The organism is Antarcticibacterium sp. 1MA-6-2, from assembly GCF_021535135.1.
Taxonomy (GTDB): Bacteria; Bacteroidota; Bacteroidia; order Flavobacteriales; family Flavobacteriaceae; genus Gillisia.
This window is the reverse complement of sequence record NZ_CP091036.1, coordinates 55,135-71,605: the sequence shown is the minus strand read 5'-3', so window position 1 is coordinate 71,605 and position 16,471 is coordinate 55,135. Positions and strand designations below refer to the sequence as shown.

Here is a 16,471-nt window from a genome sequence, read left to right as displayed (position 1 = left end):
AATTAGTTACCTATTACAAAGGTTTCAAAACCTAAATTATCCAATTCTTTTTTATTGAGAAGCCTTCTACCATCAAACAAAAAGGCAGGTTTTAACATATTTTTATAGATATTTTCCCACTCAAGGTTTTTAAATTCATCCCACTCAGTTAAAACCGCAATAGCATGTGCCTCTTCACAAGCTTGTTGAGGAGTAGATACAACCTTAAGGAGATTGCGATTCTCCGCTTCACTCCTGGTTCCCAGATAATCAAGATCAGCATAAATTTGCTCTGCCCTCACTTTTGGATCATACACTACAATTTCTGCCTGCTCATTAAGTAAGTAATCTGCTACATAAATTGCGGCAGATTCACGGGTATCATTAGTATCTTTTTTAAAGGCCCAACCTAACATGGCTATTTTTTTTCCGGCGACAGTATTAAAAAGAGTTTGAACAATTTTTGCTGCAAATCTTCTTTTTTGATGATCATTCATTGTTATTACCTGTTCCCAGTAATCGGCCACTTCATTTAAGCCAAAACTTTTTGAAATATAGACCAGATTAAGAATATCTTTCTGGAAACAAGATCCACCAAATCCAACAGAAGATTTTAGAAATTTTGAACCTATTCGAGAGTCCATACCAACTGCTTTAGCGACCTCATTAACGTCAGCCCCAGTCTTTTCGCACAATTCACTCATCGCATTAATACTGGAAACCCTTTGAGCAAGAAAAGCATTTGCTGTAAGTTTAGATAATTCAGAAGACCAAACATTCGTAGTCAAAATATTCTCCCTGGGAACCCAGCTGGAATATACTTTCACTAATGCCTGCATAGCATCCCTACCTTCGGCTGTGTCTATATCTCCTCCAATAAGAACCCTGTCCGGAGCCATAAGATCTTCTACCGCTGTACCTTCTGCTAAGAATTCAGGATTTGAAAGGATTTGAAATTTAACGCCATTGCTTGTATTATCGAGGATCTCTTTTAAGGCAGCAGCGGTTCGAACTGGTAAAGTTGATTTTTCAATAACAATTTTATCATTCTTGGCAACTCTGGCTATTTGTCTTGCACAAAGCTCGATATATTTTAAATCTGCCGCCATTCCTTTACCAATACCATAAGTTTTGGTTGGTGTATTAACCGAAATGAAAATCATGTCGGCTTTCTCTATTGCACCGTCAACATCTGTGGAAAAAAATAAATTTCTTCCTCTTGCTTCCTTAACGATATCTGAAAGTCCTGGTTCGTATATTGGAATATTATTTACATCCTCATCATTCCAGGCGGCGATCCTTTTTTCATTAATGTCTACTACAGTAACCTGTATTTTAGGACACTTTTGTGCAATAACGGCCATGGTAGGACCTCCTACATAGCCAGCTCCAATACAACAGATATTTTTTATTTCCATTTTTTAAATTTAAAATCTGCTTTCTCCTTAAGATGAATCTGAACAGATGGGGGTATACAATTTTTAACTCGCTCTTTTATTACTACTATAATTTCCTATCACATTTATCGCCTAAAACACCTTTAACATCATAAACAACCGCATTTGGTTTCTTCAAAATTTCGAGATCCTGAGAGAGAAATTCTTGATGTGCGACAGTAAGTACAATTGCATCAAAGTCTGTATCTGGTAAGGTTCTGGTAGTTTCCAATCCATACTCGTGTTTAACCTCGACAGGATTGGCCAAAGGGTCATAAATTATTACTTCCGGACCATATTCTCTTAGATTCTTTATCACGTCCACCACTTTTGTATTTCTTACATCTGGACAATTTTCTTTAAAGGTTATTCCCATAACGAGAATTTTCGCACCTTTTACTCTTATGTCATTCTGCAACATTAGTTTTACAACTTCAGCCGCCACATATTGGCCCATACTGTCATTCATTCTCCTTCCAGCAAGAATAATTTCGGGATGATATCCTATTTCCTGTGCCTTTTGAGCCAGGTAATAAGGATCAACACCTATACAATGTCCTCCAACAAGACCTGGTTTAAATGGCAGGAAATTCCATTTGGTCCCGGCAGCTTCCAATACATCCTGAGTATCAATATTCATCATATTGAAGATCTTAGCCAATTCGTTAACGAAGGCTATGTTGATGTCCCGCTGTGAATTCTCTATAACCTTTGCTGCCTCTGCTACTTTAATCGTTGGAGCCAGGTGAGTACCTAAGCAGTAATGACCTGCCCATATAATTCATCTACTTTTTTGCCTATTTCGGGAGTAGATCCTGCAGTAACTTTTAAAATCTTCTCTACAGTATGTTCTTTATCTCCCGGATTTATACGTTCTGGTGAATAACCTGCAAAAAATTCTTCATTAAATTTTAATCCACTTACTCTCTCCAGCACAGGTATGCATTCATCTTCTGTTACTCCTGGATATACAGTAGACTCATAGATGACGATATCTCCATTTTTTAAAACCTTACCCACAGTTTCACTACTTTTGTATAGCGGTGTTAAATCGGGACGGTTATTTTTGTCCACAGGTGTTGGTACAGTAATGATATAATAATTGCAATTCTGTATATCCTCAATGTTTGTTGTACACCATAAACCATTTTCCCTCCAGTCTTCTGAAGACGAATTATCTGGATGTGCGGCTAAAAGGGCACTCTGCAAAAGATCATCCTCAACCTCCAGGGTACTGTCGTGACCGTTCCGTAATTCATTAACCCTTGCCTGGTTAATATCAAAACCAATAACGGGAAATTTTGTAGAAAATAACCGGGCGAGAGGAAGTCCAACATATCCCAGGCCTATAACTGCAATTTTTATTTCTTTGTTCATTATTATTTCTTCGTTTACCTAAAATGACAATTTAATAACTCTTTTTTATTGTAAATTATTCCAGTACCAGTTTACTGCTTCCTTTAGACCAGTTCTAATATCATACTGTGGATCATATCCTAATTTCGATTTAGCTTTTTCTACTGAAGCAAGAGAGTGAGGAATATCCCCAGGGCGATTTGGACCATGTTTAATAGGAACTTCTGCTATTTTAGAATCATATTCAGAAAGGTATTCTTTGAGGAGGCTTGTTAATTCAAGAAGATTAGTTCTATCACCAAAAGCGGTATTGTAAACTTCATTTAAGGCATCACCCGATTCTACTGTGAGCGCCAGAAGATTCATTTGTATAACATTATCAATATATGTAAAATCTCTGGAGTAAGTTCCGTCCCCATTTATAACTGGTGATTCATAGTTCATTAATTGAATTACAAATTTGGGAATTACAGCGGCATAGGCACCATTAGGATCTTGTTTTCGGCCAAAAACATTAAAATATCTCAAGCCAATTGTATCCAGATCATATGCGTTTTTAAAAATTTCTGCATATAATTCATTTACATATTTTGTTATCGCATAAGGAGAAAGAGGTTTCCCAATAACATTTTCAATTTTTGGTAGATTTTCTGAATCTCCATATGTGGAAGAACTGGCAGCATAAATGAATCTTTTAACTTTAGCATCCCTTGCTGCTACAAGCATATTAAGAAATCCAGAGACATTTACATCATTAGAAGTAATTGGATCTTTTAGAGAACGGGGAACAGAACCTAAAGCTGCTTCATGTAGAATAAAATCCACTCCTTTGGCTGCTTCATGACAAGTGCCCAGATCCCGAATATCACCTTCTATTAAAGTAAAACGAGGATTATCTATAAAGATGGAAAGATTTTCTTTTTTTCCAGTAGAAAAGTTATCAAGACAAATAACTTCTGCCTCTAATGCAAGCAGGGTTTCACAAAGATTAGAACCTATGAAACCTGCACCACCAGTAACTAAAACTTTTGAAGAACTTAATTGGGGAAATCGTTCTTTAACCATTAATATTTTATTTTAACAAATTCAGGGGCAAATATAACACTTCTTAAACAAGCGTTTCCTTTTGAACTCTTAAAGAATTGTAAAATCAGTACCCCAATTGAAACTAATCCTTTTTCACGCAGGGATTTTCAAATCTAATTGCTTTATAGAAACAGGAGTCAAAATGAATAAATTAATTTGCACTTAATCATACTTCTCCTGCCTACTTACTCAAATGAAAATTGTTAATCATCATTTTACTTCTCCCCAAAAGTAAACCTGTGTTATAGGATCAATTCCAATAGCTGGATGACTACAAGGGTTTTCGCTTTTGAAATAAATTGAGCAGCTCCAGAAAACTACTATTCTTAAAAAGGTGTGCAGTTCCTAAATAAATTCCCAGACCAATAAATCCACCTACCAGAATTCTCACAATATCACCAAATTTCAATAATGTATAAGTATCTATAAAAAAAACAACAGCCCCTGATAATGCTGCATAAAATAGAATGGGAAGAATATCTTTTGTTTGGTCAAAACCCGAATAGTCAATGAATTTTCCTGTATAGTGGGTATTTATAAAAAAAGCGAAAATAGATACTACCACCTGACCATACAATAATGCTATTATTCCTAATTTTAGAGTAACCACAATAGCCGCGGCAATTAATATTTTTTTATAAATTTCTAGTTTTAAGAACAAATCACTTCTCCCTTTTACATTCAATACATTTAAATTATAAGCATGTATAGGATATAATATACTTATGGCACATAAAATTTGAAAATATGGAACAGCTGGCAACCACTTCTCAGTAAATAAAAATCGAAAAACTAGCTCGGCAAGAACAGCTAATATAACCAGGACAGGTGCTACAACAAATACAACCATTTGCATTAGTTGCTTATATACCCGTTTCAGTCTTATATTATCATCTTTAATATTAGCAAAGAGAGGGTAGGTCACCCTGTTAAGAGCCACTGAAATGTTGGTTACAGGTAGTTGCTTTGTGGTTTCTGCACGGGAATAAAAACCAACTTGCGCAGCAGTAAAGTATTTCCCTATGACAATTAGATAAATATTGTCAAATATTTTATTTAAAAAACCGGAAACAGTTAATTTATAACCAAAAGAAAAATGTTCCCTAAATTTTTGAACATTAAAAATAAGACTTGGCATCCAGCCTGAATAGATCCACAAAAGTGTTGTGCTTACAGCAGTAGTTATTAAACTACTCCCAACCAAACTCCACACTCCATATCCCGTATAAGCCATAACTACCCCCACAATGCCTCCAAAAATAGCTGCTGGAATGGCTACCAAAGTTTGGGTCTTAAAATCCATTTCTTTCGTTAATCTTGCAAGTTGTACTGTAGCAAACGCAGAAAAAATAAAGCTTAGCCCCTGCACTCTTACGATAGGAATAAGAATGGGTTTTGAGTAAAACGAAGCAATTAATGGAGCTGAAAAAAACAGAAGAAAGTACGCTAAAATACTCGCTGCGAGATTAAAGAAAAAAACAGTGGAATAATCCTCCTGATTAAAGTCACTACTCCTTATTAAAGACTGCGAAAGTCCTGCAGTGGAGAAAAGATTCCCTAAAGCTACAAAGATTGCAATCATTCCTATTAATCCAAATTCTTCGGGAAGTAATATCCTTGCAAGAATTAAAGAAACCACAAATCCTATCATTTGATTCCCAAACTGCTGACTAAAAGTCCATATCAAACCTGTAATCGCAGTTTTCTTTAATGACATAAATTTTAGATTTTATAATCAAATCTTGAATTTATGATTTGACTACCTAATGTGATTTTTCTACCTATACTGCTCCTCGTAATATTCCTGATATTTTCCTGATGTAACATTGCGCAACCATTCCTCATTTGAAAGATACCAGTCTACTGTTTTTTCAAGCCCCTCCTCAAAAGTAACAGAAGGTTTCCACCCTAATTCCTTATTGATTCTCGTTGCATCGATTGCATATCGTTTGTCGTGGCCAGGGCGGTCTTTGATAAAAGTGATTAGTTTTTGTGAACTTCCATTTTCCCTGTTAAGTTTTTTGTCCATAACAGTACATAGTAGCTTTACAAGCTCAAGATTTTTCCACTCATTAAAACCACCTATATTATAAGTATTCTTTACCTCGCTTTTATGAAAGGCTAAATCAATGGCTATTGCATGGTCCTCTACGTATAGCCAGTCACGGGTATAATTACCATCCCCATAAACTGGTAAAGCTTTATTTTGCACTATATTATGTATAAAAAGAGGAATTAATTTCTCCGGAAATTGATTAGGACCATAATTATTTGAACAGTTAGTAATAATGTATGGCAAACCATAAGTTTCCCCATATGCCCGAACAAAATGATCTGATCCTGCTTTTGAAGCAGAATAAGGAGAATTGGGATCGTATGCAGTTTCTTCATTAAAAAATCCTGTTTCTCCCAAAGTTCCGTAGACTTCATCGGTACTTATATGGTAGAAAAGTTTGTTCTCATAATTATCCTTCCACAAATCTTTGGCTGCATTTAGAAGATTCATGGTACCTATAATATTTGTTTTCACAAATGATAAAGGATCTGTAATAGAACGATCAACATGGGATTCTGCCGCCAGATGGATGACACTGTCGAATTTATGCTGAAGAAATAGCTCTTTCAACACTGCAGCGTCATTTATATCTTCTTTTATGAAAGTGTAGTTACTAGCATCTTCAATATCCTTAAGATTCTCCAGATTCCCGGCATAAGTAAGAGCATCCAAATTAAAAATTTGATAATCAGGATATTTGGTTACAAAGAGCCTGACCACATGAGAACCTATAAAATCGAGCACCACTAGGTTATGAGAATTTTTCTGTTCATCCTTTATTTTACTTTTGCTCCGGCTACACTTCATAATCTGCCAGACACATATTTAATTTAATTTCAGCAAAAGTATCAATTCAATTTATATTTCTTATAATGCTCTAAAGTATTATCTTGAAATCGCACAATTTAGTAGTATGAAATTCTTAAAATCCTATTGGTTCTATATTATAGCAGCAGCAATAACAATATTTGGTTTAATCACAGGCTGGTACTTCTTCCTGTTTTTAGCCATTCCTTTTGGTTTTTTTACCAAATCTAATAGGGAGGATAAGCCATAAACCCGCGTTAAACTTATACTAAACAAGGTTTTTCAATTGGAAATCCTCTACAATGAGAGTACCTTGAATACCTAATAATATTTATTCAAATGAAAGATTACGGCACATTATCGCAAGCTATTAACAAGCTAAAATTAGAAGAAGGTTATGAATATGATTTTAATCTTCTTGATGACCAAATAGAAATTAAAAGTGAAAAGGAAACTTTTAGTGTTGAAGAATTTAACGTGGACAAAGTCTTACGATTTGAAGGTCCAAGCAGCCCAGATGACAATGCAATCTTATATGCCATTTCTACTGAAGGAGGAAAAAAAGGGGTATTAGTTGACGGTTATGGAATAAGCAGTGGCCAGGTATCCAAAAAGATGCTTGACAAATTAGATCTAAAAAAGCACAGGCCTATTTAGCAGTTAAACTTGTACTAAAAGAGGATAGTGGTTTTTTAAACCAGACCAGCTATCGTAATTTTGTATAGAAATTAAACTTTTAATAAATAAAAACTATGAGTTATTTAGGATTAGATGAAAAAGCGACTGCTGAAACAGTAAAAGAATTAAACATCCTTTTGGCTGACTATCATCTTTATTATCAAAAGCTAAGAAATTTTCACTGGAATGTAATTGGTAAAAACTTTTTCGATCTTCACGAAAAATTTGAAGAATTATATGATGATGCAAAATTAAAAGTAGATGAAATTGCAGAAAGAATTCTTACTCTCCGGTTTCAACCTACCAGTAATTTAACAGATTACCTGGAAGCATCTAATTTAAAAGAATCCCGATCAGATATTTCTGATTCAGAAATGATTAAAATCCTGCTGAAGGATCACGGAACTTTACTTACTCAAATGAGAAAAGTCGTTAAAACAGCCGAGAGCGGGGAAGACGAGGGTACAATAGACCTGATAGGAGCTTACATTAGAGAGCTCGAAAAAACTAGCTGGATGTTAGATGCCTGGAAAATGAAAACCAGTGAAAATCATAAACCGACTTAATCCATATAATTAAAACGAAGATTTGGAGGAATTTAACCTTAGGAATTCATTTAATAACCTTTGGAAGAAATTAGCGGAATGGATGGATTCTATAATCCTGAGTCTGCCAAATTTCATCCTGGCTATTATTGTTTTTATACTTTTTATTTTTATTGCAAAATATGCTGCCAGGATTGTAGACAGGCTTTTACGATTCAAAGTGAGGCAGGATTCAATTCGAGAAATAACTGTAAAAGTTTTAAAGGTTATAATAATCCTGGTAGGTTTCTTCATTGCTCTTGGCCTTTTAAACCTGGATAAAGTCTTAACTACTGTACTTGCCAGTGCAGGAGTTGTGGGTCTGGCAATAGGCCTTGCCTTGCAGGGCACGTTGAATAATACTTTTTCAGGAGTAATTTTAAGTTTTATACCTGAACTACAAATTGGCGACTGGATTGAAGCCGAAGGATATGCAGGTTTTGTTACTGATATCACTTTACGTTGTGTCATTATTAAAGAGGCAGACAATAATTATGTTGTTATACCCAATTCCAAGCTTATAGAAGGCGCTTTTAAAAATTACTCTCGTACACCAAGGTCGCGGGTAATGCTTGATTGTGGAGTTGCTTATAATTCAGATCTTGAATTCGTGCAGGACCTCACCAAAAAAACAATGGCAGAGCTTTTTCCTCAAAATGGTACTGAGGAAATCGAATTTATGTTCAATGAGTTTGCAGACAGTTCTATAAATTTTGTGGTTAGATTTTGGGTTAATGCCACGAAGAAGAAAGATGTTTTAATAGCTAAAAATGCTGCCATAATTGCACTTAAAAAAGCATTTGACGCCAACGATATTAATATCCCATTCCCTATAAGGACTATAGATTTTACGAACAAACTGTCAATTAATAAACCTGATCCCGAAAAATAGTTTGCCTCAGTAAATTTGATTCATTTACTTCAGGTTTTCTTTAGAGAAATTTACGATTGAATAAAAAAGGCGGCTCTCGTGCCACCTTTTTATTCAATCTATCTTAAAGATGTTATGAAAATTAGTTATTGGGCTTTTAGAAGTTAAGGCCAAATCCAAAGGAAAACCTTAAACCTTCTTCACTCCTAAATAAACTAAAGGTCCCATTTACTGCCTCTGCACTGTTTATCCAGATACCTCCACCGTAACTATCATGCCACAGGTTACTCTCTAAAGTTTCGGCCCAAACCCGGCCTATGTCATAACCTCCAAAAACTCCAATTTGAAATGGTAGAAAAGAAGTTTTAAATTGATTAAAGCTATATCTAAGATCTCCTCCTGCAGCAAAGGCTGTTTTCCCTGCAAATCTTTGCAACCTATATCCTCTTAATCCTGTATTGCCACCAAGAACTGCCGCCTGATAGAATTCATAATCATCCCCAATATTAAACTGAGCCTGCACCCTTGAATTAAGTACCAGTTTTCTATTTCGGGACAGGGCATTAAAAAACTCCCAGTAGGGTTTTACATACCCAAAGTTTCTGCCAACGTCCTGAGTATTCAATTTTCCTCCAAGTGCTAATTCAAATTTCATCCCCCTGGTAGGGTTGAGCGTATTATCATAGCTCTCATACCTGTAAGTTCCTTCAAGTCCAGCAAAATATTTTCTCTCATAAAAATCAGGATCTTCAGGATTAAATTCTTCGTCTAAAAATCTCCCTTCAGTCTCATCGACTTTTATACCTTCAAAAGAAGCCATATAAGAAAAGAAACTTCCAAAAGGAGATTGTCTTACAAACCCGGCCCGTGCTTCAATCCTGCTCACCCTGCTCCTATTATAATCCAGACCCAGTTCATCATCAAAATTAGGAGTCTCATTACCAAACCCAAAAAAGTTTGTTGCAAAAGTTGGACTGGTGTAATTTGCTCCAACCCGTAAATTATAATTTCCCAAAATTAAAGCGAACTCACCAGTGTACCCAAGATCAAAGCCATTAGTTCCAAAATAATATCCTGCAGCAAAAGTATGTTTTGCAGTGAATGGGTTTCTTTTGAAACCATTTACCACAAAGGAACTTTGAACTCCAATTTTAAATCCATCATCTGGATTATACCCAAATCCGGGAGTGAGCGTACCCGAAGTAAATACCTTTTTATCTTTATCAAAAGTATTTTGTTCGTAATTATTCCTGAAACGTATTTTAGCCTGTCCCTTTGATTCTATAGTATTTGGCCTGGTGCCATGGTCATAAATTTTAACCCTTCTCCCACTGTTATCGGCTATCCGGTAAATATCATTATTATGGCCACCAATGACCCGAAGAAATATTAACTCACCTGAAGGATCTCCTTTAATTTCAAAGATGTCGTCGTCATCTAATCCATAAACCCATATTTCTTTTGTTTCTTTTTTGAAATATGTTTTTTCACTTACTAGATCAGCTTTTTCTCCATCTTTAATTCTAGAAACCACAATTTTCGTCTGCCCGTTTTCTAATCGGGTAATTTCTATATAATCATCTTTATCTGTACCTGTGACTACGGCTAAAGTTGCCATATGATCATAATATCTTTCGGTAATATCAACTAGATTCTCTCTTCTTCCTTTTAAACTTTTAATTATGAAATCTGTAGCTTCTCCCCTGGTTTCTTCAGGTAGTTTTGAAAATGCTTCTTCTATAACTTCATCTGTTAGATTCTCCTGAATAAATTTTGCCTGATTAATCCAGGTATCTTTCCCCACATTTTGAGTTAATTCCCTGTCTAAGCCTATTGCAGCAATATTAAACCATTTTACGTCCTTAATATCATCTCCATAAACTGCAAACTGTTTGGAGAAGTAGCCAGGGCACGAAGGGTTCCAAAGAAAGCACCATCAAAATTTGAAAAAACCTGATCGCGATCTCTTGGAATGGGTTCAAAAGTTCGGTTTCCTTCTTCATCTTCAATTTCAGCCCATCTCCATTGATCCTGATGCCTATCCCAATCTCCAATGAGCATATCAAAGATCCTTGCCCGCACATAAGCTTCTTCATTAAGGCTGTATTTCTCATCCCGCCGCAAGCGCTCAAACATACCCGATGTACTTTGAATATCATGGTTAGGTTTTCCAAAACTTTCCTTTCCCATCCAATTCTCTTCAGGACGTTCTTCAATCATATACACTGCATCTCCGTGAACAGCATTGTATTTTTCAAGGGCCTTCTGCCTGGGAAGGTAAAAAACTTCAGGATTCGTATGATAAATACCTAAAGCAGAAGACATGGTAGGGATTGCAAGAAAGGCATAAGGATGAGAGGCCGTGTAAAGATCATTCAAAAGATCTTCAGCAATGGTGTTTTCAAACTTTTCCTCTACAGGCCTGTCCTTAAATGCAACTGCCTGGATGTACTGCACAGCACTTTTCCTTATTCTTCTTAGATTATATTCCCTGTCAAGACTATCCTTGACCCGCAAAGAAATGGTTTGGTGCCCTCCTCCCATTCTCATAGGTTCCAGCCCTCCATAAAGACTGTCAAGATTTGCAACCTTCAAATTAACAGGAGTTCCATAAAGTTCTCTGTACCTCTCCCCCCACACGGTTTTAAAGAAATCTCCTTTATCTGTTTCCTCTTCCGGATAAATGGAAGTGGTAACAGTTTCTGGAAATTCTTCAGGTAAATTAGAGATATCATAACCTGCCGGAGCCGGATGTACTTCTTTTTGGTAAAGTAACTTCGCCTTATTGTTTTCATTTCCGTAGAAACTCACCCAGGAAGATCCATCTTTAAAAACATCATAGACGGCAAAACCCTGATCTCCATATGCAAATAACCCATCATTACTTAAAGAGACGTAAGTTCCTTTGGAACCTGCACCAGAAACAATTTGTTTAATATTTCCATTTTGGATATATTGAAGGGAATGTTCGTGTCCTGATATAAAAATAAGTCTTTCAGCATCCTTTCCAATCGTCTCCAGTCTTTGAACCATTGATTTATAACGCTCATTTTGAGCATCCTGAATAGAGACACCTCCCGTTGTACGAATTAAGGAGGCCAAAGATCCTAATATTGGTACAGGAATCTTTTTTTGAGATGGATATATATGCTGATTAAAATTGTACTGACCACCATGCACCCCATTAGTATATAACGGATGATGTAAAGCAATAATAACTGTTTTATTCTGACTTTTCTTAAGTTCAGATTCTACCTCAAGGAACATTGCTTCCCTGGTCTTAATTTCGGCACAATCTTTATTTACAAGAGGATGATTGTCCCAATTTGTAAGGTACCATTGCGAATCAATTACTATTAGCTGGATATCATCACTCACCTCAATGATCTCCATACCACATCCAATTTCCGGGGTCCAGATGAGTTGATCTCCAAGCTTTTCCTGAAGATACCCAGCCTGTCTTTCCAGCCCGGGAATTCCCTTGTTATACCAGTCGTGATTTCCCGGTATAACAATGACATTCCCATCATATTTTTCAATTGCATCCAGCTGGGCATCCAGGCGATATTCTGCCTCTTCACGGGTTGGAGCACCTTCTTCGGGCATTCCAACAGGATAAATATTATCACCCATAAACATGGTGTAATTATCCTTCACCTTGACCGAATCCATATAATCTTTTAATGCAACTAAACCTTTAGAAGTTCCTCCCGGTAAGGAATAACCGCCGTCTCCTAATAAATAAAATGATTTATCGATTTCCTTCTCGTGAGGATAACCAAAATCTTCTTTTGGTTCACCGTCCCGGTATTTTGGTTTTGTAGTGGCACAGCCATAAAGGAGGATAAGAACCAGGAACGTTAGAAATATGTTATTTTTTTTCATGAAAATTCTGAGGATGTTTTTTTTTGTAATTTGGCGTGACCAATATTCATATTTAATGACCGATTTAATAGCTAAAGCAGATAATTTCGTACTTGAATTATTCAAAGAAAAATTGTCAAACTCTTACATTTATCACAACTACAACCACACACAAAGAGTGGTTAAAAGTACTAAAGAATTAATCGAGAATTCCGAAATAAATGTTAAAGCAGAAGAAGCTCTATTGCTTGCCGCATGGCTGCATGACACCGGATATACTGTAAAGTTTCAAGGTCACGAGGAGGAAAGTGTAAAAATTGCGAGAAGCTTTTTAGAACGAAATAATGCCGACCCGGAAACAATTGATATGGTTGTAAATTGCATTAAGGCTACTAAATTTGATGATCCCCCACGGGATGAGTTGGCTAAAATAATTCGGGATGCAGATAGTTCTCATTTGGCCAAAGAGTATTTTGATGAAACCAGTGAATTTTTACGCCAGGAACTGCAATTATTGAATATTAAAAATTTTTCTGCTGTAGAATGGGTGGAAGAAAACATTAAACTTTTTACCGAGAAGCATTCATTTTACACTGATTACGCTACTAAAAACTGGAAGCCCATGAAGGATCACAATCTTTCAGCACTTCTGGAAAAGAAAAATAAAAAACAAGAGAAGCTTAAAAAGGAAGAAACTAAAGCAAAACTTAAGGCTAATTATAAAAATGATAATCCAGAACGTAGTATTCAAACAATGTTCAGGGTTACATTACGTAATCACATTACCTTAAGTGAAATTGCTGATACTAAAGCTAACATCCTTCTATCTGTAAATGCGATAATTATTTCCCTTGCGCTCGCTAATATTATTCCAAAATTAGATGCTGTTACTAATAAACATCTACTTATTCCCACCCTTATATTAGTAGTTTTTAGTGTAGCTTCTATTATTCTATCGATTATGTCTACAAGGCCAAATGTTACCTCAGGAGAATTTACCAAGGAGCAGGTCGAGAATAGGGAAGTAAATCTTTTATTCTTTGGAAATTTTCACAAAATGCCATTTGAACAGTTTAAATGGGGAATTAACGAAATAATAAAAGACAAAGATTATGTTTATGAGTCTTTGATGCTTGACCTGCACTTACTGGGAAAAGTACTTCAAAGGAAGTATCTCTTACTGCGTATCACCTATACCGTCTTTATGATAGGCATTATTATCTCTGTAATAAGCTTTGTAATCGCTTTTTATCTAATGTAGTTCAAGATAATCCACCAATCCCTCGTAATTTATCGTTTTATCGGGCTCTTTTTCATCTGGAGTGTAAAGAATATCGACTCTTATAGCCCTAAGACCTACTACGCCCTGCACGTCTTCAAGTTCGAGAAGTTCTACTTCTTCACCAAGATATTTTTTTGTTTGTAGGTATTTTACATACCTCAAATATTCCCGTTCATCACTTCCCTGGGAATACACAATAACAATTTTACCTTTTTGTGTAATTCTCTCTTCTGTATTCTTTATAAAAGCTTTATCAATCCTTTTTTTGATGATCTCATAACGGGCATTATAGGTCCCGTCAACATCAAATTTTTTCTCATCCATCCTGTACCTTATAGACAGGGTATTATTGAAAACAAGTATGAGGGAAGCAGCATCCAGTTTTATGGGAGTCGATTTTTGAATTTGGTAAAATCGATTTTCCATTTCGCACATAGTGCTTAGTTGCCACAGCCTTAAGTTATAAAGATAAACCATATTAAATGGCCTGTTAGAAGTTAGTGCTGCACCAATATACATGTTATGATCAACCCCATCTGTCTTATATCTTTCAAAATAATGCGGATAAATTCTCTGGGCCTCTACTTGTTTCCTGTCAATATACCGGGCCATAGTCCTGTTGATCCTTTGTACAGTTTCATCGTAATGTTTCCGAAGTTGATACACTACACCTGTTTCAGGATTAAGCTTGGATTGGTATTCCTCTACTAGCTTTTTTAGTTCTTCAGATTGTTTACTTACGTGCTCCATAATTGGATTCACTTCTTTCTGCAGAAGATTAAAAACCTTTTGTTCACTGGAAGCATTCAGGTTTTCTTCGAGATCATCTTTAAATTCAATAATCCTGTACCTTACCTGATCATAAATAGGAAGCCCCTCCTCCTGGAAAGCTTTATCAATAATTTCTTCCAGCATATCCAGTTGTTGAATTAGGTCCTTTTGAATAGCAGAATTTCTTGCTTCAGAGGAGGCCACAATATCAATTTGCCCATATAAAGGATATACATCTTTAAATGCAATATCTTTAAATGAGGCCAGCCCATCCTCATCGAGGTCTTTAATAAACCTCTTTGCCTCTCTTTCAAAAATCCACAATACACTGGGATGGATTGAAGTACATTCACTTTGTATTACCGCTTTTATCCTGTTTTCAAATTCGCTTCTATTGCGTTCCATGGAGGTCACGATATAGGGCAAAATTTCATCCAGCTTTATCGCATTTATACTATTTAACTCGTTTTTACGGGAAGAAACTAATTCCAGGACCCCCATTAATTCATTTCCATTTGCAATCGGGGCCAGGATACAGCTTTTAACTTTACTCTTCTGTAAATTTTGTGAGAGAAGGTTGTTACCTGTTTTTTTGGCATACGATTTTACATTGGATATAGTAAAATAAGCCTGCTCTTCCAAAAGCTTTTGAAAGGATTTTTCACAAATACCTGTCTTACAATCGCTCACGAGTTGTTGATGAAGAATAAAACTTTGAGCCTCTCTACTATTCATTCTTTCAAAAACCATTTCCCTTTTATTGTAGACAGTGTACCCTACTCTAAGATCGGGAATTTTATAAATGGATCTAAAGATTTCCTGAAACTTTAAAAGTTCATCTTTATCTGAAGTTTCCTGGTGTAGAAGCGTTGTTTTCAATTCTGAAATAGCATCGTCTACAGTAACATCGGTAAGGTTAATAATGGTAAACCCTCTAAAAATCCAGCTTCGGGGAGGAAATTTTTCCTTCCATAGATCCACATCATCTATATTTTGAATAAGTTGATCTACATCTTTTTCCGTAATTTCTATTGCATTCTCTCCTGGTTCTATATCTATGAAATCGGCATTAAGAGCGAGTCTGTAATGTTTTAGTATTCCGTTTTCATCAGGAATATCATAATACATTGGTCGGGAGAAATCGATTTCATACCCATAATGATGGTTGAGAATTATAATGCATCCAAAAATGTAGTACATGGATTCGTCCATGTTCCTCATTTCTAGAGTATAATCTTCCCCGGCTTCGGCCAGGATAGCTTTAAATCTTTTAGAAGAATTAAATATTATATTGTGAAATGGAAGTGAGGCTGCCTTTATCTCATTGTTAGTAAGGATCCCTGGAAAAAGGTCATCCAATAGAATTCTAATTGGATCCTGATATTTCTTTAATTCCTGCGGATCATCAAGGCCTTCTGTAAGCTTAGGAAATGAGGAAACATAATCTAATACGTCTTCCATATATTTCCTGGCAATACTGCTTTGTTCCCGTTTCAACTGTTCTTGATATTGCTCAATGATCCTGTGGAAACTGATCTTTATATCTAATGGAAAATCTTTAAGCTGATTCTTCATATTGGGTAATATTCGATAAATTTAATCTTTCTTTTAGCCTTCAAAATGATAGAGGCTGAAATTAACAATTATTTATAAACTTGCATTGATTCCCTAGGAGTTATGTATTTTTGCACAAAATTTAAA

General features: G+C 35.7%; 11 protein-coding genes and 1 pseudogene. 4 read left to right on the top strand and 8 right to left on the bottom strand.

The features are described from left to right. Positions 1-2 precede the first annotated feature (2 nt). From LZ575_RS00285 to rfbB, 5 genes and pseudogenes are all read right to left on the bottom strand, one after another. Positions 3-1,397 carry a nucleotide sugar dehydrogenase gene (locus LZ575_RS00285; protein ID WP_235327506.1) on the bottom strand — a complete coding sequence of 465 codons (1,395 nt, stop codon included), beginning with the start codon at positions 1,395-1,397 and terminating at the stop codon, positions 3-5. An 85-nt stretch (positions 1,398-1,482) separates the two neighbouring features. Continuing rightward, positions 1,483-2,792, bottom strand: a pseudogene (locus LZ575_RS00280) (nucleotide sugar dehydrogenase). A 45-nt stretch (positions 2,793-2,837) separates the two neighbouring features. Next, complete coding sequence (locus LZ575_RS00275; protein ID WP_235327504.1) at positions 2,838-3,836, bottom strand: SDR family oxidoreductase; 999 nt, start codon at positions 3,834-3,836, stop codon at positions 2,838-2,840. 292 nt (positions 3,837-4,128) lie between these two features. Next, complete coding sequence (locus LZ575_RS00270) at positions 4,129-5,574, bottom strand: lipopolysaccharide biosynthesis protein (protein WP_235327502.1); 1,446 nt, start codon at positions 5,572-5,574, stop codon at positions 4,129-4,131. A gap of 60 nt (positions 5,575-5,634) precedes the next feature. Beyond that, positions 5,635-6,720 carry a dTDP-glucose 4,6-dehydratase gene (gene rfbB, locus LZ575_RS00265; protein ID WP_235327500.1) on the bottom strand — a complete coding sequence of 362 codons (1,086 nt, stop codon included), beginning with the start codon at positions 6,718-6,720 and terminating at the stop codon, positions 5,635-5,637. 339 nt (positions 6,721-7,059) lie between these two features. On the opposite strand from rfbB, the gene LZ575_RS00260 reads away from it, so the two are divergent. The 3 genes from LZ575_RS00260 (at position 7,060) to LZ575_RS00250 (ending at position 8,874) form a co-directional block, all read left to right on the top strand. After that, complete coding sequence (locus LZ575_RS00260) at positions 7,060-7,377, top strand: phosphoribosylpyrophosphate synthetase (RefSeq protein WP_235327498.1); 318 nt, start codon at positions 7,060-7,062, stop codon at positions 7,375-7,377. Positions 7,378-7,472: 95 nt separating this feature from the next. Next, positions 7,473-7,964: a Dps family protein gene (locus LZ575_RS00255; protein ID WP_235327496.1), complete on the top strand. Its 492-nt coding sequence runs from the start codon at positions 7,473-7,475 to the stop codon at positions 7,962-7,964. Positions 7,965-7,986: 22 nt separating this feature from the next. Continuing rightward, positions 7,987-8,874, top strand: a complete 888-nt coding sequence (locus tag LZ575_RS00250; protein ID WP_235327494.1) for a mechanosensitive ion channel family protein — start codon at positions 7,987-7,989, stop codon at positions 8,872-8,874. Between the two features lie 136 nt (positions 8,875-9,010). Here LZ575_RS00250 and LZ575_RS23030 read toward each other — a convergent pair whose 3' ends face one another. Next, entirely contained in the window at positions 9,011-10,657 is a 1,647-nt protein-coding gene (locus tag LZ575_RS23030) for a hypothetical protein (protein WP_311195910.1), read from the bottom strand. Positions 10,658-10,707: 50 nt separating this feature from the next. Continuing rightward, positions 10,708-12,738, bottom strand: coding sequence for a metallophosphoesterase (locus LZ575_RS23025; protein ID WP_311195908.1), 2,031 nt, complete (start codon positions 12,736-12,738; stop codon positions 10,708-10,710). A gap of 55 nt (positions 12,739-12,793) precedes the next feature. On the opposite strand from LZ575_RS23025, the gene LZ575_RS00240 reads away from it, so the two are divergent. Then, the gene (locus LZ575_RS00240) at positions 12,794-13,978 is read left to right on the top strand and encodes a Pycsar system effector family protein (protein WP_235327492.1); all 1,185 of its coding nucleotides are present in this window, start codon (positions 12,794-12,796) and stop codon (positions 13,976-13,978) included. On the opposite strand, the gene LZ575_RS00235 is transcribed toward LZ575_RS00240, so the two are convergent. Beyond that, positions 13,970-16,345, bottom strand: a complete 2,376-nt coding sequence (locus tag LZ575_RS00235) for a GAF domain-containing protein (RefSeq protein ID WP_235327490.1) — start codon at positions 16,343-16,345, stop codon at positions 13,970-13,972. The genes LZ575_RS00240 and LZ575_RS00235 overlap by 9 nt on opposite strands. Positions 16,346-16,471: the final 126 nt, after the last annotated feature.

Coding starts and splice junctions, on each gene's coding strand:
- LZ575_RS00285 (WP_235327506.1), bottom strand. CDS start 1,397: ATGGAAATAAAAAATATCTGTTGTATTGGAGCTGGCTATGTAGGAGGT.
- LZ575_RS00275 (WP_235327504.1), bottom strand. CDS start 3,836: ATGGTTAAAGAACGATTTCCCCAATTAAGTTCTTCAAAAGTTTTAGTT.
- LZ575_RS00270 (WP_235327502.1), bottom strand. CDS start 5,574: ATGTCATTAAAGAAAACTGCGATTACAGGTTTGATATGGACTTTTAGT.
- rfbB (WP_235327500.1), bottom strand. CDS start 6,720: ATGAAGTGTAGCCGGAGCAAAAGTAAAATAAAGGATGAACAGAAAAAT.
- LZ575_RS00260 (WP_235327498.1), top strand. CDS start 7,060: ATGAAAGATTACGGCACATTATCGCAAGCTATTAACAAGCTAAAATTA.
- LZ575_RS00255 (WP_235327496.1), top strand. CDS start 7,473: ATGAGTTATTTAGGATTAGATGAAAAAGCGACTGCTGAAACAGTAAAA.
- LZ575_RS23025 (WP_311195908.1), bottom strand. CDS start 12,738: ATGAAAAAAAATAACATATTTCTAACGTTCCTGGTTCTTATCCTCCTT.
- LZ575_RS00240 (WP_235327492.1), top strand. CDS start 12,794: ATGACCGATTTAATAGCTAAAGCAGATAATTTCGTACTTGAATTATTC.
- LZ575_RS00235 (WP_235327490.1), bottom strand. CDS start 16,345: ATGAAGAATCAGCTTAAAGATTTTCCATTAGATATAAAGATCAGTTTC.